Annotated in this window: 23 protein-coding genes; 5 read left to right on the top strand and 18 right to left on the bottom strand. The window is 70.6% G+C overall.

The window, feature by feature from the left end; translation table 11 throughout:
• Window positions 1–26: 26 nt before the first annotated feature.
• The 4 genes from glpX to IAI59_RS10450 all read right to left on the bottom strand — a co-directional run bounded on the left by glpX (window position 27) and on the right by IAI59_RS10450 (window position 4161).
• Complete coding sequence (gene glpX, locus IAI59_RS10465) at window positions 27–1013, bottom strand: class II fructose-bisphosphatase (protein ID WP_207416494.1); 987 nt, start codon at window positions 1011–1013, stop codon at window positions 27–29.
• 13 nt (window positions 1014–1026) lie between these two features.
• Window positions 1027–2328, bottom strand: a complete 1302-nt coding sequence (locus tag IAI59_RS10460; RefSeq protein ID WP_207416492.1) for a homoserine dehydrogenase — start codon at window positions 2326–2328, stop codon at window positions 1027–1029.
• The gene (locus tag IAI59_RS10455) at window positions 2325–3548 is read right to left on the bottom strand and encodes an LL-diaminopimelate aminotransferase (RefSeq protein WP_207416489.1); all 1224 of its coding nucleotides are present in this window, start codon (window positions 3546–3548) and stop codon (window positions 2325–2327) included. Before IAI59_RS10455 ends, IAI59_RS10460 begins: the two co-directional genes overlap by 4 nt.
• A 76-nt stretch (window positions 3549–3624) precedes the next feature.
• Complete coding sequence (locus tag IAI59_RS10450; RefSeq protein WP_207416487.1) at window positions 3625–4161, bottom strand: hypothetical protein; 537 nt, start codon at window positions 4159–4161, stop codon at window positions 3625–3627.
• A 195-nt stretch (window positions 4162–4356) separates the two neighbouring features.
• On the opposite strand from IAI59_RS10450, the gene phaC reads away from it, so the two are divergent.
• Entirely contained in the window at window positions 4357–6210 is a 1854-nt protein-coding gene (phaC, locus tag IAI59_RS10445) for a class I poly(R)-hydroxyalkanoic acid synthase (RefSeq protein WP_207416484.1), read from the top strand.
• Window positions 6211–6268: 58 nt separating this feature from the next.
• Here the strand turns inward: phaC and IAI59_RS10440 are convergent, their stop codons facing one another.
• Window positions 6269–7627: a DEAD/DEAH box helicase gene (locus IAI59_RS10440; protein ID WP_207416482.1), complete on the bottom strand. Its 1359-nt coding sequence runs from the start codon at window positions 7625–7627 to the stop codon at window positions 6269–6271.
• 282 nt (window positions 7628–7909) lie between these two features.
• Between IAI59_RS10440 and IAI59_RS10435 the strand changes: the two genes are divergently transcribed.
• The gene (locus tag IAI59_RS10435) at window positions 7910–9088 is read left to right on the top strand and encodes a M20 aminoacylase family protein (RefSeq protein WP_207416481.1); all 1179 of its coding nucleotides are present in this window, start codon (window positions 7910–7912) and stop codon (window positions 9086–9088) included.
• 151 nt (window positions 9089–9239) lie between these two features.
• Here IAI59_RS10435 and IAI59_RS10430 read toward each other — a convergent pair whose 3' ends face one another.
• From IAI59_RS10430 to rpmE, 4 genes are all read right to left on the bottom strand, one after another.
• Complete coding sequence (locus tag IAI59_RS10430) at window positions 9240–9617, bottom strand: DUF779 domain-containing protein (RefSeq protein WP_207416480.1); 378 nt, start codon at window positions 9615–9617, stop codon at window positions 9240–9242.
• The gene (gene adh / locus IAI59_RS10425) at window positions 9617–11134 is read right to left on the bottom strand and encodes an aldehyde dehydrogenase (RefSeq protein ID WP_207416479.1); all 1518 of its coding nucleotides are present in this window, start codon (window positions 11132–11134) and stop codon (window positions 9617–9619) included. Before adh ends, IAI59_RS10430 begins: the two co-directional genes overlap by 1 nt.
• Window positions 11135–11298: 164 nt before the next feature.
• A complete protein-coding gene (locus IAI59_RS10420; protein WP_207416608.1) occupies window positions 11299–11775 on the bottom strand; it encodes an Hsp20 family protein in 477 nt (158 codons plus the stop codon).
• A 209-nt stretch (window positions 11776–11984) separates the two neighbouring features.
• Complete coding sequence (gene rpmE, locus IAI59_RS10415; protein ID WP_207416478.1) at window positions 11985–12215, bottom strand: 50S ribosomal protein L31; 231 nt, start codon at window positions 12213–12215, stop codon at window positions 11985–11987.
• A 164-nt stretch (window positions 12216–12379) separates the two neighbouring features.
• Here rpmE and pdxY point away from each other — a divergent pair, with 164 nt between their 5' ends.
• Window positions 12380–13240 carry a pyridoxal kinase PdxY gene (gene pdxY, locus IAI59_RS10410; RefSeq protein WP_207416477.1) on the top strand — a complete coding sequence of 287 codons (861 nt, stop codon included), beginning with the start codon at window positions 12380–12382 and terminating at the stop codon, window positions 13238–13240.
• Window positions 13241–13249: 9 nt separating this feature from the next.
• Here the strand turns inward: pdxY and IAI59_RS10405 are convergent, their stop codons facing one another.
• The 9 genes from IAI59_RS10405 to rplM all read right to left on the bottom strand — a co-directional run bounded on the left by IAI59_RS10405 (window position 13250) and on the right by rplM (window position 21123).
• Window positions 13250–14227 (bottom strand): Bug family tripartite tricarboxylate transporter substrate binding protein, encoded by a 978-nt coding sequence (locus IAI59_RS10405; protein ID WP_207416476.1) that lies wholly within the window; start codon window positions 14225–14227, stop codon window positions 13250–13252.
• 57 nt (window positions 14228–14284) lie between these two features.
• On the bottom strand, window positions 14285–15604 hold the full coding sequence (locus IAI59_RS10400; protein ID WP_237180573.1) for an LLM class flavin-dependent oxidoreductase: 1320 nt from the start codon (window positions 15602–15604) through the stop codon (window positions 14285–14287).
• 58 nt (window positions 15605–15662) lie between these two features.
• A complete protein-coding gene (locus IAI59_RS10395; protein WP_207416473.1) occupies window positions 15663–17255 on the bottom strand; it encodes an ABC transporter substrate-binding protein in 1593 nt (530 codons plus the stop codon).
• Between the two features lie 87 nt (window positions 17256–17342).
• Window positions 17343–17906, bottom strand: coding sequence for a hypothetical protein (locus tag IAI59_RS10390; protein ID WP_207443783.1), 564 nt, complete (start codon window positions 17904–17906; stop codon window positions 17343–17345).
• A gap of 88 nt (window positions 17907–17994) precedes the next feature.
• Window positions 17995–18525 (bottom strand): hypothetical protein, encoded by a 531-nt coding sequence (locus IAI59_RS10385; RefSeq protein ID WP_207416469.1) that lies wholly within the window; start codon window positions 18523–18525, stop codon window positions 17995–17997.
• On the bottom strand, window positions 18525–19064 hold the full coding sequence (locus IAI59_RS10380; RefSeq protein ID WP_207416467.1) for a gamma carbonic anhydrase family protein: 540 nt from the start codon (window positions 19062–19064) through the stop codon (window positions 18525–18527). The genes IAI59_RS10385 and IAI59_RS10380 overlap by 1 nt, the downstream gene beginning before the upstream one ends.
• A 2-nt stretch (window positions 19065–19066) precedes the next feature.
• Window positions 19067–20023, bottom strand: coding sequence for an N-acetyl-gamma-glutamyl-phosphate reductase (gene argC, locus IAI59_RS10375; RefSeq protein WP_207416464.1), 957 nt, complete (start codon window positions 20021–20023; stop codon window positions 19067–19069).
• 124 nt (window positions 20024–20147) lie between these two features.
• Window positions 20148–20648 carry a 30S ribosomal protein S9 gene (gene rpsI / locus IAI59_RS10370; protein ID WP_207416463.1) on the bottom strand — a complete coding sequence of 167 codons (501 nt, stop codon included), beginning with the start codon at window positions 20646–20648 and terminating at the stop codon, window positions 20148–20150.
• A gap of 4 nt (window positions 20649–20652) precedes the next feature.
• Window positions 20653–21123: a 50S ribosomal protein L13 gene (gene rplM / locus IAI59_RS10365; protein ID WP_207416462.1), complete on the bottom strand. Its 471-nt coding sequence runs from the start codon at window positions 21121–21123 to the stop codon at window positions 20653–20655.
• 154 nt (window positions 21124–21277) lie between these two features.
• Here rplM and IAI59_RS10360 point away from each other — a divergent pair, with 154 nt between their 5' ends.
• Entirely contained in the window at window positions 21278–22141 is an 864-nt protein-coding gene (locus tag IAI59_RS10360; RefSeq protein ID WP_207416461.1) for an SDR family oxidoreductase, read from the top strand.
• A gap of 81 nt (window positions 22142–22222) precedes the next feature.
• Window positions 22223–23827, top strand: coding sequence for a GMC family oxidoreductase (locus IAI59_RS10355; RefSeq protein ID WP_207416460.1), 1605 nt, complete (start codon window positions 22223–22225; stop codon window positions 23825–23827).
• Window positions 23828–23848: the final 21 nt, after the last annotated feature.

The raw sequence follows: 23848 nt of genomic DNA, 5'->3' as shown, positions 1-23848 counted from the left end.
GCGCCGCCGTGTCGACGGTGATCAGGTCAGCCGGCAAAGGCGCTCGGCTTCAGGGCGAAGTTGTGGTGCGCCTCGATGTAGCGGACGGTGCCGGTCTTGCTGCGCATGATGATGGAATGGGTGTAGCCGGCGGTGGCGTTGCGGCGCACGCCCTTCAGCAGCGGGCCGGTGGTGATGCCGGTGGCGGCGAACATCACGTCGCCCCTGGCCATCTCGTCCACCGCGAACTTCTTGTTCGGGTCGGTGATGCCCATGTCCCGCGCGCGCTGGATCTGGCTGTCATCTTCGTACAGCAGGCGGCCCTGCATCTGGCCGCCGATGCAGCGCAGCGCGGCGGCGGACAGCACGCCCTCCGGCGCGCCGCCGGAGCCGAGATACAGGTCCACGCCCGCTTCCGGCTGCGACACCGCGATCAGCCCCGACACGTCGCCGTCCGGGATCAGCATGATGCGCGCGCCGGCCTCGCGGCAGGCGCGGATGATGTCCTTGTGCCGGTCGCGGCCCAGGATGCAGACCACCAGGTCGTTGATCTCGCACTTCTTGGCCCGCGCCAGCTCGCGCAGGTTCTCGCCCGGCGCCGCGTCCAGGTCCACCACGCCCGCCGGCAGGCCGGGGCCCACGGCGATCTTGTCCATGTAGATGTCGGGCGCGTGCAGAAAGCCGCCATGCTCGGCCACCGCCAGCGTGGCGATGGAACCGGGGCCGCCGGAGGCGCAGATGGAGGTGCCTTCCAGCGGGTCCACGGCGATATCCACCTTGGGGCCGCCCAGGCCGATCTTCTCGCCGATGTAGAGCATCGGCGCCTCGTCCATCTCGCCCTCGCCGATCACCACGGTGCCCTCGATGGCCACCGTGTCGAAGGCCTTGCGCATGGCATCCACGGCGGCGCCGTCGGCGGCGTTCTTGTCACCCCGGCCGATCCAGCGGGCGGAAGCGAGCGCCGCCGCCTCCGTCACGCGGACGAGCTCCAGGGCAAGGTTGCGATCGACGGGGATCAGGTCGCGCGTGGTCATGGCGGGGTCCAGTTCAGGCAGTGGTCAGGGTTTCGATGCGGATCAGCGCAGGCGGCTCCAGCACCGATTCCAGGGCGGCGATGCGCGCCAGCGCGCCGCGCATCGCGGCTTCCTGGCAGTCGTGGGTGGTCAGCACGATGGGCACCGCCTCGCCGGGGGCGCGGCCGCGCTGGATCATGCTTTCCAGGCTGATGCCGTGGTCGCGCAGCACGCCGGTCACGTCCGCCAGCACGCCGGGGCGGTCCAGCACCATCAGCCGCAGGTAATAAGCGCCGTGGTGCTGCGCCATGGGCACGGCGGGCGTTTGCGCCAGCGCGTTGCCGGCGGCGCCCCAGACAGGGGTGGCGCGGCCGCGGGCGATGTCGATCAGGTCCGCCACCACGGCGCTGGCGGTGGGCCCGGCGCCGGCGCCGCGCCCTTCCAGCACCACGCGGCCAACAAAGTCGCCTTCCGCCACCACGGCGTTGTACACGCCATCCACCACCGCGATGGGATGCGCCACCGGCACCATGCAGGGGTGCACGCGGGCGGACACGCCGCCCTCCACCTCGCTGGCGATGCCCAGCAGCTTGATGCGGTAGCCCAGCTCCTCCGCCAGCCGGATGTCCAGCGCGGAGACGTGTCGGATGCCCTCCACATGCACAGCGGAGAAATCCACCGGGCGGCCGAAGGCCAGCGCGGCCAGGATGGCCAGCTTGTGCGCCGCGTCCACGCCATCGATGTCGAAGGAGGGATCGGCCTCGGCGTAGCCCAGCTTCTGCGCCTCGGCCAGCACGTCGCCGAATTCGCGCTTCTGGTCGCGCATGCAGGTCAGGATGTAGTTGCAGGTGCCGTTCAGGATGCCGGTGACACGGCTGATGCGGTTGGCCGCCAGACCTTCCCGCAGCCCCTTGATGGCGGGGATGCCGCCGGCCACCGCCGCCTCGAAGGCCAGCGCCACGCCGGCCTTCTCGGCTTGCTCGGCCAGTGCGGCACCGTGCAGCGCGAGCAGCGCCTTGTTCGCGGTCACCACCGGCTTGCCGGCGGCCAGCGCGGCCTCGACCAGCGCCTTGGCGGGGCCGTCCGAGCCGCCGACCAGTTCCACCACCACGTCCACATTGGGATCAGCGGCCATGGAGGCCGCGTCCTCGTACCAGCGCAGCCCGTCCAGCTTCACGCCACGATCGCGGCTGCGGTCACGCGCCGACACGGCGGTGACGGCGATGGGGCGCCCGGCGCGGGCGGCGATCAGCGCCGCGTTCTGCCGCAGCACCGTCAGCACCCCCGCGCCGACCGTGCCCAGCCCGGCGACGCCGACCGACAGCGGCCGGCTCATGCCTTGGCTCCCTCGGCGGTGGGTTCCATGGCGGGGCCCGCGTTGTCCCCCTGCAGGAAGCCCCGGATGCCGCGCAGCGCCTGGCGGATGCGCTGGGTGTTCTCCACCATGGCGATGCGCACATGCGTGTCGCCATGCTCGCCGAAGCCGAGGCCGGGGGCGACCGCCACCTTGGCCCGCGCCAGCAGCAGCTTGGAAAACTCGACGCTGCCCAGGCCACGGAACCGCTCCGGGATCTCCGCCCAGACGAACATGCCGGCTTCCGGCACCGGCACGTCCCAGCCGGCCTGCTTCAGGCCCTTCACCAGCACGTCCCGCCGCTCGCGGTACAGGCGGCGCATGTCGTCGATGCAGTCCTGCGGCCCGTTCAGCGCGGCGACGGACGCGACCTGGATGGGCGTGAAGGCGCCGTAGTCCAGGTAGGACTTCACCCGCGTCAGCGCCGCGATCAGCTTGGGGTTGCCAGCGGCGAAGCCCATGCGCCAGCCGGCCATGTTGTAGGTCTTGCTCATGGAGGTGAACTCCACCGCCACGTCCTTGGCCCCCGGCACCTGCAGGATGGAGGGGGGCACGCGGGCGCCGTAATACAGCTCGGCATAGGCGAGGTCGGAGAGGATGTAGATCTCGTGCTTCTTCGCGAAGGCCACCAGCTCGCGGTAGAAGTCGAGGTCCGCCATCAGCCCGGTGGGGTTGGACGGGAAGTTGACGATCAGCGCCGTGGGCTTGGGCACCGAATGGCGCACGGCGCGGTCCAGCGCTTCCAGCATCGCCTCGTCCGGCGTGTGCGGGATGGAGCGGACGGAAGCGCCGGCGATGATGAAGCCGAACTGGTGGATCGGGTAGGACGGGTTCGGCACCAGGATGGTGTCGCCCGGCGAGGAGATGGCGGCCGACAGGTTTGCCAGCCCTTCCTTGGAGCCGAGCGTGGCGACCACCTCCGTCTCGGGGTCCAGCTCCACGTTGAAGCGGCGGGCGTAGTATCCCGCCAGGGCGCGCCGCAGGCCGGGAATGCCCCGGCTGGCGGAATAGCCATGCGTGTCCGGGTTCTGCACCGCCTCGATCAGCTTGGCGACGATGTGCGGTGGCGTCGGGCTGTCCGGGTTGCCCATGCCGAGGTCCACGATGTCCTCGGCCGCCCCGCGTGCCTTCGCCTTGGCCTGGTTGACCTCGGCGAAGACATAGGGCGGCAGGCGGCGGATGCGGTGGAATTCCTCGGTCATGGCGCAGCGGTCCGGAGATAAGCGTTCAAAGGGTCGGGTAAAGCAGATCGTCGCCGGGGGGAACCGGGCGCGGCGGTCAGAGGCGTGGCGGCGGCGGCACGCCCATCATCTCGGCCGGCGGCAGCGCGGGCGCGGCGCCAGGGTCGGCGGGCACGGCGTCCGGCTGCCCGGCGCGGCCGGCCGGCGTCATGGGCAGCGCGGTGCCGGGGGCGATACGCGGGGCCGCGGCCAGGCGCGGCGGCGCGGGCGGCGCCACGGGCACCGAGCCATCGGAGCCGACGGGTGGCGCCGGCACCGGCACGCCGGCAGGCCGGGGCGCCAGCGACTGCGCCCGGGCGTCGGCCAGCGCGCTGCTCAGCGCCTCGCGGGCCGAGGGGGCGCCGCGCGGCGGGGCGGCCGGGACGGATGCCAGATTGGGGTAGCCGGTGGCGTCCAGGCCCGGCGGCGCCGCGCGGCCCTGCAACGGGTCGCCAAAGGCATTGCGAAAGAAATCCAGCGGCCCTTCCGACGGCGTGCCGACGCAGCCGGCCAGCGGCAGCAGCAGCCCCAACAGCCCGGCCATGCGCTTCAGCCCGTCTTGCTGCCGGGGGCGCCCCACACTACCGTCCATCATGCTGAAGTCCTGTCCCGCGAACCGGCCCATGGACCATCTCCCGACCTGCGGCAGAGGGTTAGCCTGAAATCCGGTCCGAACGAAAGTAGGGCGGGGCTTCGCGGGGCGAGACGATGCTCCCCCGCCGCCATTCGCGGCACGGGCGGCGGGCGGCCAACAGCACAGCGCGGCAGGCGCGGAACACAGGAGGACGCCATGGCGCAGGACAGCGACAAGCCGGGCAAGGGCCCGGCCCCGGGCGGCGCGAAGCCGGCCGAGCCGGCGTTCCGGATGCCCGACCCGGACACGCTGGGCCGCACCATGGCGGACGTGGCGGAGCGCGGGCACCGCATCGTCACGGACTTCCTGAACCGCCAAAGCCTGAACGCCGCCGAAAGCGGCCGCCCCGGCCCCGACCCCATGCAGATGGGCAGCGCCTTTCTGGAGATGTCCACCCGCCTGATGGCCAACCCGGCGCGGCTGGTACAGGCGCAGCTCGGCTTCTGGCAGGATTACCTGACGCTGTGGCAGAACACCGCCCGCCGCATGTGGGGCGAGGAGGTCAGCCCCGTCATCGCCGAGGACAGCAAGGACCGGCGCTTCAAGGACGAGGCCTGGCGCGAGAACGAGGTCTTCGACTTCATCAAGCAGTCCTACCTGCTGTCCGCCCGCTACTTCACCGGCGTGGTGCACGCGGCGGAGGACTTGGAGCCCAAGACGGCGCAGAAGGTCGATTTCTATACGCGCCAGTTCGTGGACGCGATGAGCCCGTCCAACTTCCTGATGACCAACCCGGAGGTGCTGCGCAAGACCGCCGAGACGGGGGGCGAGAACCTGTTGCGCGGCCTGCAGAACCTCTTGTCGGACCTGGAGCGCGGCAAGGGCAAGCTGAAGATCCGCATGACGGACGACAGCAAGTTCAGCATCGGCGAGAACATCGCCGTCTCGCCCGGCAAGGTGGTGTTCCAGAACGACCTGATGCAGCTGATCCAGTACAGCCCGGCGACAGACACGGTGCTGAAGCGGCCGCTGCTGATCGTCCCGCCCTGGATCAACAAGTTCTACATCCTCGACCTGCGGCCCAAGAACAGCTTCGTGCGCTGGGCGGTGGCGCAGGGGCACACGGTCTTCATCGTCTCGTGGGTGAACCCGGACGAGGCCCTGGCCGCCAAGTCCTTCGAGGACTACATGATGGAAGGCCCCTACGCCGCGCTGGATGCGATCGAGCAGGCGACGGGCGAGAAGTCGGTCAACGCCATCGGCTATTGCCTGGGCGGCACGCTGCTGTCGGCCACCCTGGCCCGCATGGCGGCGCGCAAGGAAAACCGCATCAAGTCCGCCACCTTCTTCACCACCATGGTGGATTTCGAGGAGGCGGGCGAGCTGGGCGTCTTCATCGATGAGGAGCAGCTCAAGGCCATCGAGGACCGCATGAGCAAGCGCGGCTTTCTGGAGGGTGGCGAGATGGCCACGACCTTCAACATGCTGCGCGCCAACGACCTGATCTGGTCGTTCGTGGTGTCCAACTACCTGATGGGCCAGGAGCCCTTTCCGTTCGACCTGCTGTACTGGAACGACGACAGCACCCGCATGCCGGCGGCCATGCACAGCTTCTACCTGCGCCGCATGTATCAGCAGAACGACCTGGTGAAGCCCGGCGGCGTGACGCTGGGCGGCACGCCGCTGGACCTGCGCCAGATCAAGCTGCCGACCTATATCCTGTCGACGCGCGAGGACCACATCGCGCCCTGGAAAAGCACCTACCGGGCGACGCAGCTCTACGCCGGGCCGGTGCGCTTCGTGCTGGCGGCGTCCGGCCACATCGCGGGCGTGGCCAATCCGCCGGAATCCGGCAAGTACAGCCATTGGGTGGCGGACAGCCTGCCCGCCTCCCCCGACGAATGGTTCACCGGCGCCATGGAACTGTCGGGCTCCTGGTGGCCGGACTGGCACCGCTGGGTTTCGGCTCTGGACAAGACCCAGGTGCCGGCGCGCCAGCCTGGCCAGGGCGGCCTGCCGGCGCTGGAAGACGCCCCCGGCAGCTACGTGAAGGTCATGGCGTCGGATTGAACGGCAAAAGGCCGGGGGCGTCGCCGCCCCCGGCCTTGCGTGTCAAACCGGCGAGATGTCAGCGCGAGGAGTTGCGGAAGTCGCCCTCGCGCCACGAACGGTCCTTGCGCTCGCCCTCGCCGCCACGGCCGCCGCGCGGCGGGGCGCTGCGGCTGGAACGCTCGCCACCGCGCGGCGCGCCGGCAGCGGCACGCGGCGCGCCATGCCCGCCACCGCCCGGGCGGCCACCCCGGCCGCGCTGCTGCTGCGCCTTCTTGGGCACGCCGCGCGCCGCCTCGGCCCGGCCGGCATCGCTCAGCCGGTCCTCGGAGGGGATCTGCATGGCGATCAGCTTCTCCACCGCGCGCAGCTTCACGATCTCGTCCGGCGCGCAGAAGGTGATGGCCTCGCCGCTGGCGCCCGCCCGGGCGGTACGGCCGATGCGGTGGACATAGGCTTCCGGCGTGTCCGGCAGGTCGAACTGGAAGACGTGGGTCACGCCATCCACGTCGATGCCGCGGCTGGCGATGTCGGTCGCCACCAGGATGGAGGCGCGGCCGGTGCGGAAGTCCTGCAAGGCACGCTCGCGCTGGCCCTGGCTGCGGTCACCATGGATGGCGTGGGCGTTGATGCCGTCGGCGTTCAGGTTCTTGGCCACGCGGTCGGCGCCGTGCTTGGTCCGGGCGAAGACCAGCGCGCGGCCCATGCCGGGGGTGCGCAGCATCTCGGACAGCAGCACGCGCTTCTGGCTGGCATCCACGTAGATCAGCTTCTGCTCAACCCGCTCGGCGGTGGTGGCGACGGGGGTGACGGACACCTTGGCGGGGTCCTTCAGCATCTCGCCGGCCAGCTTCGCGATCTCGGTCGGCATGGTCGCGGAGAAGAACAGGGTCTGGCGGTTCTTGCTCATCACGGAGGACAGACGCTTCACCGCCGGCCAGAAGCCGCGGTCCAGCATCTGGTCGGCCTCGTCCAGCACCAGCACCTCGACGCCCTGCAGCTTGGCGTAGCCGGACTGCACATGGTCCTGCAGGCGGCCGGGGGTGGCCACCAGGATGTCCACGCCGCGCGACAGCGCCTGGATCTGCGGGCGGGCGCCGACGCCACCGAACACCACGGCGGTGGTTAGGCCCAGAAAGCGGCCATAGGCCTTGACGTTGTCGTGGATCTGCGAGGCCAGTTCCCGCGTCGGCGACAGGATCAGCACGCGGCAGCCGCCGCGCGGCGCCGGTGCCTTGCGGTCGGCCAGATGGTGCAGGATCGGCAGGGCAAAGGCGGCGGTCTTGCCGGTACCCGTCTGGGCGATGCCCAGCAGGTCGCGGCCGGCCAGCACATGCGGGATGGCCTGCGCCTGGATCGGGGTCGGGGTGGTGTAGCCTTCCTGCGTCAGGGCGCGGAGGATCGGCTCGGCGAGGCCAAGGGAAGCGAAGTCGGTCATCGTTCAACATCCATCGCCCGGGCGTGCCATGACGGCCGCACGGGTCTTGCGGGTCAGGACGCCCCGCGTGGATGGGTCGTACCGGGATTGCAAAGGTTCCGGGCGCCGCCCGGGGTCCTGGCCATGGGTCCACGGAGACGGACCATTCACGCGACCAGAGACTCGGCTGAAATTCGTTCAGCGGCCCCGATATGGGCGCCCTGCCCCGATAACGCAAGTGCGAAGGCTTGCGGCCCTCGTGAAGCGGCGGGAAACTTTCCGCGGAACCAAGGAGATGCCGCGATGACCCTGCGCCACCAGCTGGACGCCCTGGCCCCCGAGATGACGGCATGGCGCCGCGACTTCCATGCGCATCCGGAGATCGGCTACGAGGAACACCGCACCAGCGCCATCGTCGCCGACAAGCTGCGCAGCTGGGGCATCGAGGTGCATGAGGGCCTGGGCGGCACCGGCGTGGTGGGCGTGCTGCGCGGCAAGCGGGACGCGCCGGGCGCCAACCGAGCCATTGGGCTGCGCGCCGACATGGATGCCCTGCCGATGACGGAAGCCACCGGCCTGCCGCATGCCAGCACCATTCCGGGCCGCATGCACGCCTGCGGCCATGACGGCCACACCGCCATGCTGCTGGGCGCCGCCAAGTACCTGGCCGAAACGCGCGACTTCTCCGGCACCGTGCATCTGATCTTCCAGCCGGCCGAGGAATCACTGGCCGGCGCCAAGGCGATGATCGACGACGGGCTGTTCGAACGCTTCCCCTGCGACGCCGTCTACGGCCTGCACAACGAGCCAGGGCTGCCGCTCGGCCAGGTTTCCGTCCGCGCCGGCACCATGCTGGCGGCCATCGACTATTTCCGCGTGGTGGTGCGCGGCGTGACCACGCACGGCGCCAAGCCGCACCTGGGCATCGACAGCGTGGTGGCGGCGGCGCAGGTGGTATCAGCGCTGCAGACCGTGGTGTCGCGCAGCATCGACCCGCTGGAAACGGCGGTGATCAGCATCGGGCAGATCCACGGCGGCACGTCCGACATCGTCATCCCGGACGCGGTGGAGTTGCGCGGCTCCGTCCGCACCCTGAAGCCCGCGGTGCGGGACGCCATGGAGCCCGCCTTCCGCCGCGTGGTGGAGAACACCGTCGCCGCCTTCGGCGCCACCGCCGAGATCGAGTACCGCCGCGCCTACCCCGCCACCATCAACACGGTGGAGGAAGCCGCGCGCGCTGCGCTGGCCGTGGCCGCCGTGCTGGGCGAGGACGCCGTGCTGCCCGACGAGCCGCCCATCACCGCCGGCGAGGACTTCGCCTTCATGCTGGAGAAATGCCCCGGCGCCTATGTGATGTTCGGCCAGAAGGGCGAGACGCGCGGCGGCACCCCGGTGCACAACATCCACTACGACTTCAATGACGACCTATTGCCGCTGGGGGCGGGATACCTGGCGCAGTTGGTGGAGCAGGAGTTGAAGTAAGCAAGGTTGGGGGAAGGAATTCCCCCCAAACCCCCAACTTCTCTTTGTGCTGTTCTCGATCCCGCCTGGTGGGAGCGGGCCGCCACCACGGCCACGACCGCCAGACAGATAAAGAAAGAAGGGGGTTGGGGGGAATTCATTCCCCCGACCTTCATCCCCCCGGCAGCCGGCACATCTCGCTGCCGTCGAAGGCCCGCGAACGGGTCAGGAACCGCCGCTCCGTGCCGTTGTCGAGCGAGAACATCCCTCCCCGCCCCGGCACCACGTCGATGATGAGCTGGGTGTGCCGCCACGCCGCGTACTGGTCCGCGCCGATATAGACCTCGGCGCCGCCGATCTCGCCCAGGCAGACATCCCGGTCGCCGAGGATGAACTCGCCGACCGGGTAGCACATGGGGGATGACCCGTCGCAGCAGCCACCGGATTGGTGGAACAGCACCGCACCATGGCGGGCCTGGATTTCCGCCAAGAGGTCCAGCGCGGCGGGGGTGGCCGTCACGCGCTCCAGCGGGGCCACCTCCCCCGGCATCAGAAGAAGCCCAGCTTCTTGGGGCTGTAGCTGACCAGCATGTTCTTGGTCTGCTGGTAGTGGTCCAGCATCATGCGGTGGTTTTCCCGCCCGATGCCGGATTGCTTGTAGCCGCCAAAGGCCGCATGCGCCGGATAGGCGTGATAGCAGTTGGTCCACACCCGCCCGGCCTGGATGTTCCGCCCGAAGCGGTAGGCGCGGTTGCCGTCCCGCGTCCAGATCCCGGCGCCAAGGCCATACAGCGTGTCGTTGGCGATCTTCAGCGCGTCCTCGTCGTCCTTGAAGGTGGTGACGGACACGACGGGACCGAAAATCTCCTCCTGGAACACCCGCATCCGGTTGTGCCCCTTGAAGACCGTGGGCTTGACGTAATAGCCCTCGGCCAGGTCGCCGCCGAGCCTGTTGCGTTCGCCGCCGGTCAGCACCTCGGCCCCCTCCTGCCGGCCGATGTCCATGTAGGCCAGGATCTTCTCCAGCTGCTCGCTGGAAGCCTGGGCGCCGACCATGGTGGCGGGGTCCAGCGGGTCGCCCTGCACGATGGCCTCGACCCGCTTGAGCGCGCGCTCCATGAAGCGGTCGTAGATGCTTTCATGCACGAGCGCGCGGGACGGGCAGGTGCAGACCTCGCCCTGGTTCAACGCGAACATGGTGAAGCCTTCGAGCGCCTTGTCGAAGAAGTCGTCGTCCTCCGCCGCCACGTCCTTGAAGAAGATGTTGGGCGACTTGCCGCCCAGCTCCAGCGTGACCGGAATCAGGTTCTGGCTGGCATACTGCATGATCAGCCGGCCGGTGGTGGTCTCGCCCGTGAAGGCGATCTTGCTGATGCGGTTGGAGGATGCCAGCGGCTTGCCGCATTCCAGGCCGAAGCCGTTGACGATGTTCAGCACGCCCGGCGGCAGGATGTCCGCGATGAGTTCCGCGAAGACCAGGATGGAGGCCGGCGTCTGCTCGGCCGGCTTCAGCACCACGCAGTTGCCGGCGGCCAGCGCGGGGGCCAGCTTCCACACCGCCATCAGCAGCGGGAAGTTCCAGGGGATGATCTGCCCCACCACGCCCAGCGGCTCATGGAAGTGGTATGCCACCGTGTCGTGGTCGATCTCCGAGATGCCGCCCTCCTGCGCGCGGATGCAGCCGGCGAAGTAGCGGAAATGGTCGATCGCCAGCGGCAGGTCGGCGGCGGTGGTTTCCCGGATCGGCTTGCCGTTGTCCCAGGTTTCGGCGCGGGCCAGCTTGTCGAGGTTGTCCTCCATCACCTGGGCGATGCGGTTCAGCAGCACCGCGCGCTCGGCCGCGCTGGTGCGGCCCCAGGCGTCCTTGGCGGCATGGGCGGCGTCCAGCGCGGCCTCGATGTCCGCCGCGCCGGAACGCGCGACCTCGCACAGCCGCTTGCCGTTCACGGGCGAGGTGTTCTCGAAGTATCGCCCATCCTTCGGCTCGGCCCACCGGCCGCCGATGAAGTTGCCGTAGCGCTGCTTGAACAGGGTGGCGGGGCTGCCGAGGAATTCAGGGGCGTTCATGATCGCTTCCTTCCCATCGCGTGCCGTGCACCGGCATCGTGTCACCATTGGGCCGCCGGCGCGGGAAGGAAGTCAATGCGGCCGTCTCGCGCTGCGGCAGAGCGGCGGGCATGAAAAAGGCCGGGGCATCTCTGCCCCGGCCCCGGTCTCCAGCGCGACGGCGGTCAGGCCGCCAGCTGCTCCGTCGCCTGCCCCTCGATCGCCGGGCGCGGCGCCTGGCCACCGATGGTGATGCGGCGGGGCTTCAAGGCCTCAGGCACCTCGCGCTTCAGCGACACGTGCAGCAGGCCGTTGGCAAGGTCCGCACCCTCGACCTGGATGTGGTCGGCCAGCACGAAGCGGCGCTCGAAGGCGCGGCCCGCGATGCCGCGGTGCAGGTAGCGGCGCTCGGCCTCGGGGGCCGGCGGGGTCGCCTTGCCAGACACGGTCAGCACGTTGTCCTGGGCGGTGATGTCCAGGTCATCCGAGCCGAAGCCGGCAACGGCCATGGTCAGGACATAGGAGCCATCACCCGTCCGCTCGATATTGTAGGGCGGGTAGGCCGGGCCCTCGGACGCCGCGCGGGCGCTGTCCACCAGGCGGGACAGGCGGTCGAAGCCGATGGCGGACCGGAACAGGGGGGTGGGATCGAAAGCGGTCATCATGGTCGGAACCTTCTCAAACAAAGCAAGGATCACTGTGCGGGTACGGAAGGGTGTCCGAACGGGCCCCCATCTGGGCGACCCTGGTGCATCCATCCGCGCCGGCGACCTCCCGGGGGAGCATCACCTGGCACGACCAGATATAAAAAACGCCGCCCCCCGTTCAAGGGAGGCGGCGTTTCCGTCGGCGCAGAAAATGCGCGGCGGCGTCAGCCCTTGGTACGAGTCCCGATGCCGGCGAACTTCTTGTTGAACTTGGCGATCTGGCCGCCCGTATCCATCACGCGCTGCACGCCGGTCCAGGCCGGGTGGGACTTCGGGTCGATGTCCAGGCGCAGCGTGTCGCCTTCCTTGCCCATGCAGGAGCGGGTCGTGAAGGTGGTGCCGTCCGTCATGATGATGTTGACGTCGTGGTACTCGGGGTGGATGTCGGGCTTCATGCCGGTGATCTTTCCATGACAATGGTGCAGCCGATGCCGACCGGCCGCGCGAAGCCGCGCTTCTAGCCCGCCGGGGGCCGCAAAAGCAACCGGCGTGGCCGATTGACCCCCCTGCCCGGCACTCCTAGACCATGGGCCTCGCCCAGCCAGGGAAAGCCGCGCGCATGAACATCCTGTCCATCCAGTCCTGGGTCGCCTACGGCCATGTGGGCAACGCCTCGGCGGTGTTTCCGCTCCAGCGCCTGGGGGCGGAGGTCTGGGCGGTCAACACGGTGCAGTTCTCCAACCACACCGGCTACGGCTCCTGGCGCGGACAGGTGTTCGGCGCCGAGCTGGTGCAGGATTTGGTGCAGGGCATCGAGGACCGTGGCGCCCTGCCCGGCTGCGACGCCGTGCTGTCCGGTTACATGGGCGACGCCGCCATCGGCGAGGCGGTGCTCGGCGCCGCCGCCAAGGTCAAGGCCGCCAACCCCGCCGCCTTGTATTGCTGCGACCCGGTGATCGGCGATGTCGGCCGCGGCGTCTTCGTGCGTCCCGGCATCCCGGAATTCATGCGCGACCGCGCAGTTCCGGCCGCCGACCTGATCACCCCCAACCAGTTCGAGCTGGAAAACCTGACCGGCCTGCCGGTCACCAGCCTGGCGGAGGCCAAGGCCGCCGTCGCGGCGCTGCAGGCCACCATGGCGGCGAGCGGCCCCCGCGCCGTGCTGGTCACCTCCCTGCAGGTGGCGGAAACGCCCGCCGACCGGATCGAGCTACTGGCGGCCGAGGGCGGCGCGTTCCACCGTGTGCAGACGCCGATGCTGCCGCTGTCCGTGAACGGCGCGGGCGACGCCATCGCGGCACTGTTCCTGTTCCACCGCATGAAGAGCGGCTCCGCCGCCACGGCCGCCGCCGCCGCCGCCAGCTCGGTCTACGGCCTGCTGAAGCAGACGGCGGAAGCGGGATCGCGCGAGATCCTCACCGTGGCGGCGCAGGAGGAGTTCGTGGCGCCGAGCCGGGTGTTCGGCGCCGAAAGCTGCTGACCGGCGTGGCTAGTCGGCCGTGGCGCCGCTGGCCTTGACCAGCGGCACCCAGAGGTCCAGCTCGCTGCGCAGAAAGGCGCTGAAGTCGGCGGGGCTGCCTGCCTCGATCGGCGGCAGCTCCAGCTCCACCAGCCGGGCGCGGATGGCGGGGTCCGTCACCGCGCCGCGCACCGCCTCGTTCATCTTGGCCACGATGGGCGCGGGGGTGCCGGCGGGGGCGAAGACGCCGAACCAGGAATAGGCCTTGTAGCCCGGCAAGCCCGCCTCGGTGGCGGTGGGCACCCCTGGCATCAGGCTGGAATGCTGGTCGGTGGCGATGGCCAGGCAACGCAGGGCACCGCTGTTGTGGTGCTGCGCGATCAGCGCCGGCGTGTCGAAGCCCATGGCCACCTGCCCGGCCAGCAGGTCGTTCAGCATGGGCGCGCTGCCCCGGTACGGCACATGCTCCGCCTGCGCGCCGATGGCATTCAGGAACCCCACGGCGGCGATATGCGCCGAGCCGCCCGCGCCGCCCGTGCCGTAGCTGTACTTGCCCGGATTGGCCTTCAGCAGCGCGATGAACTGCGCCAGCGTGGACACGCCGAGCGAAGGGTGCACGGTGATGCAGATCGGCACCAGCACCGTGGGCGCCACAGCCGCGAAGTCGCGCACCGGGTCGTAGGGCAGCCGCTCGCGGTACAGCCCCACCGCCAGCACGTGGGTGGACACCGTGCCCATCACAAAGGCGCTGCCATCCGGCGGCGACTTCGCCACCGCATCGGACCCCAGCGTGCCGCCCGCCCCGGCCCGGTTCTCGATCACCACCGACTGCCCCAGGATCTCGCTCATCTTCGGCACCAGCAGGCGGGCCGAGACGTCGGTGCTGCCGCCGGCGGCAAAGGGCACGACCATGCGCACCGGGCGGGCCGGCCACCCGGGCTGCGCCCGGGCGGCGGGGGTGGCGAGGATGGCGGGCAGCGCCAGCATGGCGCGGCGGGACAAGGGCATCGGCGTTCCGGTCAACAGGGGGGATGGCCGGATGCTGCGCTGCGGCAACCGCCCGGGTCAAGCCGGGAAGAAGCGGTTGCCCGGCCTCGGCAGCCCCAGGTGGTCGCGCAGCGTGGTGCCGGCATAGGCAGTGCGGAACAACCCGCGCCGCTGCAGCTCCGGCACCACCTGCCCCACGAAGTCGTCCAGCCCGGCCGGCAGGTCGGAGAACATGACGTTAAACCCGTCCGAGCCCTCCTGCTCGATCCATTCCTGCATGGTGTCCGCGATCATCGTTGGCGTGCCGACCATGGCGACGCCGGCATAGCCGCCCAGCCGCTGCGCCAGGTGGCGCACCGTCAGGCTTTCCCGCGCCGCCATGTCCAGTACCCGCTGCTGGCCGCTCTTGCTGGCATTGCTGGGCGGCAGCGGCGGCAGAGGCGCGTCCGGGTCGAAGCCCGAGGCATCATGACCGATGGCGATGGACAGCGACGCCAGGCCGCTCTGGTAATGCACCAGGCTGTCCAGCAGCGCGCGCTTGTCCTGCGCCTGCTGCAACGTATCGCCGATCACCACGAAGCAGCCGGGCAGAATCTTGAGATGCGCGGGGTCGCGCCCCGCGGCGGCGGCGCGCTGCTTCATGTCACGGTAGAAGGCCTGCCCGTCGGCGAGGGTGGAGCCGCCGGCGAAGACCACCTCGGCCGTCTCAGCCGCGAGCTGCCGCCCGGCGTCGGACGCACCGGCCTGCACGATCACCGGCCAGCCCTGCACCGGCCGCGCCACGTTCAGCGGGCCGCGCACACGGAAGAACTCGCCCTGGTGGTCCAGCACATGCAGCCGCGCCGGGTCGAAGAACCGCCCACCCTCCACGTCCCGCAGAAACGCATCGTCCGCCCAGCTATCCCACAGCCCGGTGACGACGTCGTAGAACTCGCGGCCCCGGCGATAGCGGTCGCCGTGGTCCATCTGCGCGTCCTGGCCGAAGTTCAGCGCGGCGTCCGGATTGGAGGTGGTGACGATGTTCCACCCCGCGCGGCCGTTGCTGAGGTGGTCCAGCGAGGCGAATTTGCGCGCGATCAGGTAGGGCTGCTCAAAGGTGGTCGATGCGGTGGCGATCAGCCCGATCCGCTCGGTCACCGCCGCCAGCGCCGGCAACAGCGTCAGCGGGTCGAAGGAGGTGACGGTGTGGCTGCGCTGCAATGCCTCCATCGGCATGTTCAGCACGGCCAGGTGGTCGGCCATGAAGAACGCGTCGAAGCAGCCGCGTTCCAGCGTCTGCGCGAAGCGCTTCAGGTGGGTGAAATTGAAGTTGGCGTCCGGAAAGGCACCCGGAAAGCGCCAGGCACCGGTGTGGATGGTGGTGGGGCGCATGAAGGCGCCCAGGTGCATCTGACGCATCGCAGCCTCCAGCAGGTCAGGAAAGGGCGCGGCGGCACCGGCCGCCGCGCCCGGTCGCTCAGCCGCGCCGGACGTTGAGCGGCAGCGGGATGCCGCGGCGGATGTCGGTCAGTCCCTTGCGGTAGGCGCTGTCCACGAAGTACTGGCCGAGCGGGATGTAGGGCACGTCCTCGAAGAACTGCGCCTGGATCTGCCGGCCGATGGTCTTCTGCGCGGCCATGTCGGCGGCGTCGAACCACTGGTCGCGCAGCGCTTCCAGCTTGTCCGAGTTCGGCCAGCCGAACCAGGCGTTGTCGCCATTGGCGCGCAGCAGCAGGTGGCCGGCGGGGGTGTTGAACTCCATGCCGCTGAACAGCGCGATCAGCGCATTCCAGCCGCCCTGGTTCGGCGCGCCCTTGTTCTGGCGGCGCTGCAGCAAGGTTCCCCAGTCGGACGTCGCGTCCTCCGTGTCGAAGCCCGTCTTGCGGAACAGGTCCACGCCCACGGCCATCAGCGCGTTCTGGTTGGCCACGTCGGTGGCATGCAACGCCACCACCTTGGCGCCGCCCTTGCCGGCGGCGGCGATGGCCGCCTTGGCACCGTTCACGTCGCGCGGCGAGGTCAGGGCCGAGAGCCCCTCATCGGACGCCAGCGGGCTGGCCACCGGAAAGCAGCCCACCCCGGCGCGCCAGTTCTTCTCGTCGCCCGCCACGGTCGCCATGAAGTCTTCCTGCGCCACGGCCTTCAGCAGCGCGCGGCGCACCACGGGGTCGTTGAACGGCGGGTGCAGGTGGTTCAGGCGCAGGCTGGCATAGGTGCCGGAAGCGTCGATCCGGTCCAGCACCACATCACGCGCGCGCGCCAGCAGCGGGTTCAGGTCGGGCGGCACCACTTCCAGCCAATCCACCTCGCCGGCCTGGATGGCGGCGGTGGAGGTCGCGGGGTCGGGCAGCACCTTCCACTCGACGCGCTCGAAATGCGCCAACTTGGGGCCGGCCACCATGCTCACCGCACCCACCGGGGTCGGCACGTACTTATCGAACTTCTGGTATACGACCTGCGCGCCGGACACGCGCTCGCCCGCCACGAAGCGATACGGGCCGGAGCCGACCACCTCGGTGAAGGGCTTGGTCGGGTCCTGGTTGGCGAAGCGCTCGGGATAGATAAAGCACGGGTAGGACGAGGCCTTGCCCAGCGCGTCCAGCATCAGGCCGAACGGGCGCTTCAGGCGGATCTCGAAGCGCCGGTCGTCCAGCGCGCGGATCTCGTCCACGCGGGCAGACAGGGTCTGCCCCATGGTGTCGCGCGCCATCCAGCGCTTGATTGAAGCCACGGCGTCGGCCGCCCGCACCTTCTCGCCATCATGGAAGGTCGGGCCGTCGCGCAGCGTGAAGACCCAGCGCTTGCCGTCGTCCTCGACCACATAGCCCTCGGCCAGCTGTGGCTGCGGCACGAAGTTCTCGTCGATGCCGTACAGCGTGTCCCAGCACATGTGGCCATGGTTGCGCGTCGGATAGGCGGTGGTGCCGAGCGGGTCGATGATGGTCACGTCCGCCTGCGGCACGAAGCGCAGCACGCGGGCATTGCCCTGCGCCAAGGCGGGGCGGGACATGGCGAGACCGGTTGCCGCCGGCAGGGCGGCCGCGCCGGCCAGGAAATGGCGTCTTTTCATCGTTGTTTCCTGATTCCACGATTACATTGCGTCATAGACTGCCCGCTCAGGTGATACGGCGCCAGACCCACAGAAGCAGAACCCCGCTCAGAAGCGCGGCGTTTCACCGGCGCCGCGGTTCCATCCGCCCGTCTGGTCCAGGCGCGCGATCACCTCCGCCGCCTGGCCGGTGGCAATGGCGGCCTGCGGCAAGGGGCCCGGCCGGGTCAGGCGCTGCAGGCTGCGCTCGGCGCCGCCCGGAAACAGCGCAGCGGGAAAGTCGGGCGACTGCCCGGCATCGATCTGCCGGGCAATGGCGGTCAGCGCCGCGGTCGCCTGGGCGGGCGGCGTGTCGGCCACCATGCCCAGGGCTTCGCGCACCTCGGCCGTGCCGCCGCGCAGCGCCATGGCAATGCCGGGCGGCAGGGCGTCGTAGCGCTGGTCGGTGGACAGCACGGCGGTGAGCCATTCCAGCCGGCCCATGGCGCGCGCGGCCTCGGCCGGGCGGTTCTGCACGGCAGCGCCTTCCTCGGCGAAGTCGGCGGCGGCCATGCGGGCGGCGGCGCGCAGCGGGTCCGTAGCGGGGGGCAGCAGCGCGACCGGCACCGGCTGCACCACCGGCGGGGTGCGCAACTCGGCGCAGCCTGCCAGCAGCAGCATGGACAGTGCCATGGCGGGGATCATTGCAGCGTGTCGCATGGCGGCTCCGGCGGTCAGGGGCGAATCGTTGCCCGCACCATGACGGAGAATGCGCGCGGCGTCACCGCAGGCGGAAGCCCTCAAGCTCCGGCGGGCCGAACTCCATCTGCTGGCGGGCGATCGCGGTGCCGGTGTTGGCTTGCGGCAGGCGCGGCATGGCGGACAGGCGCCGCAGCGTTTCCGCGGGGCCGGCCGTGAACAGCGTGGGCCGCGACAGGTCGGGCGGCGTGGCCAGCAAGGCGTCGATCACCGCCTGCGGCGCGGCGCCGGGCGCGATGCCAAGGTAATCGCGTACCTCCACCCGCGCCGCCTGTAGCGCGGGGCCGACAATGCCGGACAGGCGCAGGCTGGTGCGGTTGGCCATGACCTCCACCGCCAGGAATTCCAGCTGCGCCACCGCGATGGCCGCCGCTTCCGGCCGGCCGGCGAGGCTTTCCGGATAGGCGAACGCGTCGGCGGCGCCGCGGATGGCGGCGCGCACCGGGTCGGCATCCAGCCGGCTGGCGGCGGGGGGCAGCGTCGCGGGCGGCGGGGGCGTGGCGCAGGCCGCGAGCGATGCCAGCAGCAGCAGTGCCACCCCCGCCCGGCGCATCAGGCGGGCTCCGCCAGCGACGCGGCGTGGCGCTTGGCGAGCTCGGCGTAATGCACGGCGTTGCGGTCCCAGCCCGCCCGCTCCTCCGCGCTCATCACCCGCACCAGCCTTGCCGGGGCGCCGAGCCACAGCTCGTTCGGCCCGATCCGCTTGCCCGGCGCCAGCAGCCCGCCAGCGCCCAGCATGCCGCCTTCCTCGATCACCGCACCGTCCAGCACCGTGGCGCCCATGCCCACGAAGGCGCGGTTCTTCAGGGTGCAGGCATGGATGATGCAGGCGTGGCCGATGGTCACGTCGTCGCCGATGATCGCCGGCAGCGTGCCGGCGGCGACGTGCACGATGGTGCCGTCCTGGATGTTGGTGCGGGCGCCGACACGGATCGGGTGCGTGTCGCCGCGCAGCACGCAATGGTACCAGACAGAGGAATCCTCGCCGATCTCCACATTGCCGATCACCGCCGCCGTGGGCGCGATAAAGGCGGAAGGCGCGACGCTGGGCAGCACGCCCTCGAAGGGAAAGACCGGCGACATCGGCTCCATCCTCACACCGTCTCGGCCTGGCGGGCGGACACGTCGACCCCCAGCATCAGCCCGATGTTCTGCACGGCCGCACCGGAGGCACCCTTGCCCAGGTTGTCCAGCCGCGCGACCAGAACGGCCTGGCCCCGGGCGGCGTTGCCGTAGACCCGCAGCTCCAGCGTGTTGGTGTCGTTCAGGGCTTCCGGCTCCAGCTTGCCGTCGGCGGTGGCGGGCAGCACCTTCACCCATTCCGAGCCGGCGTAATAAGCGGCCAGCGCTTCCGACAGCGCCTCCGGCGAGGGCTTGCCCGGCAGCAGGTCCAGGTGCAGCGGAATGGAAACCAGCATGCCCTGGCGGTAGTCGCCTACGCTGGGCACGAAGATCGGCCGCCGGGTCAGCTTGGAATAGCCCTGCAGCTCCGGCACGTGCTTGTGCTCCAGGCCCAGCCCATACAGCTCGAAGGCCGGGTGGTCCGCGCCCTCGAAGGTCTCGATCATCGCCTTGCCGCCGCCGGAATAGCCGGACACCGCATTGACCGTGATCGGATAATCGGGCGGCAGCAGCCCGGCCTCAACCAGCGGGCGCAACAGCAGGATACCGCCGGTGGGGTAGCAGCCGGGGTTGGCGACGCGCGCGGCGGCGGCGATCTTCCGAGCCTGCTCCGGCTCCAGCTCCGGCACGCCGTAGACCCAGTCCGGATGCACGCGGTGCGCGGTGGAGGCGTCCAGCAGCTTGGGCGCCTCTGCGCCGAGCCCGGCCGCCATGGCGGCGCTTTCCTTGGAAGCGGCATCGGGCAGGCAGAGCACCACCAGGTCCACCTCGGCCATCAGCGCGCGCTTGGCCTCGGGGTCCTTGCGGCGTTCGGGCGCGATGGAGCGCAGCGCGATGCCAGGGATGGCTTCCAGCCGCTCGCGGATGCCAAGGCCGGTGGTGCCGGCCTCGCCGTCGATGAAGATCGTGGGAATCGCGCCCTTGGCCATCTGGCCCTCCTGTTCGGGGGAAAGCGTAACAGAAAAACAAAAAGGGCGGACCCCTGCGGGCCCGCCCTTTCCGATGAAACAACCTGTCGGCGACAGGCCGGCGCGAACGCCGGCCCGCCCAGCGTCAGCGCTTGCTGAACTGGAAGGAGCGTCGTGCCTTCGCCTTGCCGTACTTCTTGCGCTCGACCACGCGGGGGTCACGCGTCAGGAAGCCGGCCTTCTTCAGGATGGCGCGCAGGCCCGGCTCGTAGTTCACCAGGGCGCGGCTCAGGCCGTGGCGCACGGCGCCGGCCTGGCCGGACAGGCCACCGCCGACGACGGTGCAGTACACGTCGAACTGCTGGTAGCGGTCGGCCACCAGGAAGGGCTGGGTGATCAGCATCCGCAGCACCGGGCGGGCAAAGTACTTGCCAGCCGAACGGCCGTTGATGGAGATCTCGCCCTTGCCCGGCTTCACCCACACGCGGGCGATGGCGTTCTTGCGGCGGCCGGTGGCGTAGGAGCGGCCGAACTGGTCGCGCTTCGCCTCACGGACGGGGGCGGCTTCGGAACCGGCGCCGGCGGGCGTGCCGGCCACCAGGGTCTTCAGCTCGGACAGGGAGTTGGCGGTCGTCTGCTCGCTCATGGCCTCAGCCCACCTTGTTCTTGCGGTTGAGGGCGGCGACGTCCAGCGAGGACGGCTGCGCACCGGCATGCGGGTGCTCGGCACCGGCATAGACGTGCAGGTTCTTCATCTGACGGCGGCCAAGCGGGCCGCGCGTGATCATGCGCTCCACGGCCTTCTCGACGACGCGCTCGGGGAAACGGCTTTCCAGGCGCTCACGGATGGTGCGCTCCTTGATGCCGCCCGGGTAGCCGGTGTGCCAGTAGAAGACCGACTGCTCGGCCTTGTTGCCGGTGACCTTCACCTTGTCGGCGTTGACGATCACGACGTGGTCGCCGCAGTCGACATGCGGGGTGAACTGCGGCTTGTGCTTGCCGCGGAGGCGAACGGCCACGAGTGCCGCGAGACGGCCGAGCACGAGGCCCTCCGCATCGATCAGCACCCAGTCCTTCTTGACCTCCGCCGGCTTCAGCGAGCGGGTCTGCGTGGAGAGCATGGTAATCCAAATAACGTTCTAAAGGTGCGGCGGGGTATCGCCGGGGCGGCGGCGGCAGTCAAGCAAAACTTTGTGGTATCATGATACCACAGCTCTCTGGCCCGCCGCTTCACGCGGCTCTAGGCTACTTCGCATCGCACCGGAAGCCCGCCGCATGAACCCTGATTTCACCCCCGTCGCCGTGATCGGCGCGTCCGGCCGCTCCGGCGCCACCCTGTGCCGTTCGCTGGCGCGGGACGGGGTGCCCTTTGTGCCGGTGGTGCGCGATGCCGCGCGCTGGGCCGCGACCGGCCTGCCCGGCGCGCCCCGCATCGCCGACCTGCGGGACGGCGCCGCGCTGCGGGCAGCGCTGGCTGGCTTGGCGCGCATCGCCTCCTGCGCCCATGCACGCCACGCCCCCGCCATTCTGGCCGCCGCCCCGCCGGACTCGCGCATCGTGCTGATGGGCAGCACCCGCCGTTATTCCCGCTGGGCCGACAGCCATGGCGACGGGGTCCGCGCCGGTGAGGCGGCCCTTCTGGAAAGCGGCCGCCATGGCGTGATCCTGCACCCCACCATGATCTATGGCGCGGAAGGCGAGGACAACGTGCAGCGCCTGGCCGCGCTGATGCGACGCCTGCCCGTGGCCCCCCTGCCCGGAGGCGGCGGCGCCCTGGTGCAGCCGATCCACCAGGATGACGTCACCGCCAGCCTCCGCGCCGCCCTGGCCCGCGACTGGCCAAGGCCGGAAGCCATCGTGATCGCCGGGCCGGAACCGTTGGCGTACCGGGACTTTCTGCGGGCGGTGTGCCGCGCGGCGGGGGTGCGGGTGCCCGCCATCCTGCCCGTTCCGCTGCTGCCGCTGCTGGCGCTGTCCCCCCTCACCCGGCTGGTGCCGCGCCTGCCGACGGTGCGCGCGGCGGAGCTGCGCCGCTTGACCGAGGACAAGGCCTTCGACATCGCCGCCATGCGCCGGGAACTGGGCGTGGCGCCCCGGCCGCTGGAAGCCGGGCTGGCCCGCACCTTCGCCGCCGGCTGACCTTCCGGCCCGCGAAGCCCTCTTGCACGGCGCGGTGGCGCGCCTAGGCTCCATGCCAGGGCAGCAAGGAAACGCGGCAACATGCGCAGCCTGCCGGAGGAAGCGGATTACGTGGTCGTGGGCGCCGGCTCTGCCGGCTGCGCCCTGGCGGCACGGCTGTCGGAAGACCCGCGCGTGCTGGTCGTGTTGCTGGAAGCCGGCGGCGCGGCACGCAACCCATGGCTCCACGTGCCGATCGGCTATGCCAAGACCATGTACCACCCGACATTGTCCTGGAACCTGGCGACCGAGCCGGAGCCGGAGCTGCACGGGCGGCGCATCAACTGGCCGCGCGGACGGGTGCTGGGCGGCTCCTCCGCCATCAACGGCCTGCTTTACGTGCGGGGCCAGCACGCGGATTTCGACCACTGGCGCCAGCTGGGCTGCGTCGGCTGGTCCGCCGCCGACGTGCTGCCCGCATTTCGCCGCGCGGAGGACCAGCAACGCGGCGCCGATGAATGGCACGGCGCCGGCGGGCCGCTGGCGGTCAGCGACCTGTCGCCGCGCAGCGCGCTGGCGGAAGCCTTTATCGCCGCGGGCCAGGAAGTGGGTCTGCCGCGCAACGACGATTTCAACGGCGCGGAACAGGAAGGGGTCGGGCCGTTCCAGGTGACGGCGCGGGGCGGCTGGCGTTGCAGTGCCGCCACGGCCTACCTCGGCCCGGCACGCCGCCGCGCCAACCTCGTCGTGGTCACGGGCGCGGCCGCCGAGCGGGTGGTGCTGGACGGGCGGCGCGCCACGGGCATCGCGTTCCGTCACGCGGGCACGGCGCGCAGCATCCGCGCGCGGCGCGAGGTCGTGCTGTGCGGGGGCGCCATCGCCTCGCCCCGGCTGCTGCTGCTGTCCGGCATCGGGCCGGCGGAGGAGCTGCGGGCGCTGGGCATCGCGCCGCGGCATGACCTGGCGGAGGTGGGGCGCAATCTGCAGGACCATTTCCAGGCCCGCATGGTGTTTCGCGCATCCCGCCGCGGCACGCTGAACGACGCGCTGGGGTCCCTCGCCGGGCGCATGATGGCAGGCATGCACTTCGCCTTGCGGCGCGCCGGGCCGCTGACGATCAGCGCCGGCGTGGCAGGCCTGTTCGCCCGCGTGCTGCCCGGCAGCGCCACGCCGGACACGCAGTTCCACTTCATTCCCTTCTCGGCCGACCGCCCCGGCGGCGGGCTGCACGACTTTCCCGGCTTCACCATCAGCACCTGCCAGTTGCGGCCGGAAAGCCGGGGCGACATCACCCTGGTGGGCGCGGACCCGGCCCTGCCCGCGCGCATCCGCGCCAACTACATGAGCACGGACACCGACCGGCGCTGCATGGTGGAGGGGCTGAAGCTGGTGCGCCGCGTGGCCGCCGCCCCCGCGCTGCGCGCCTGGATCGAGGCGGAGTTCCTGCCCGGCGCCGGCTGCGACGGCGATGACGCCCTGCTGGAACACGCCCGCCGCGCCGGCACCACCATCTTCCACCCCGCCGGCACCTGCCGCATGGGCGCTGACCCGGGGGCGGTGGTGGCGCCCGATCTTCGGGTGCAAGGTATCGGTGGGCTGCGGGTGGCGGATGCCTCCATCATGCCCACCGTGGTCTCCGGCAACACCAACGCCGCCTGCATCATGATCGGCGAAAAGGCAGCCGAGCTGATCCGGCAGGCCGCCTGAATCCAGAGGGAGAAGAAGCAG

This window comes from Roseomonas haemaphysalidis, from assembly GCF_017355405.1.
GTDB lineage: Bacteria > Pseudomonadota > Alphaproteobacteria > Acetobacterales > Acetobacteraceae > Pseudoroseomonas > Pseudoroseomonas haemaphysalidis.
This window is presented reverse-complemented; position numbering and strand designations above follow the sequence as displayed.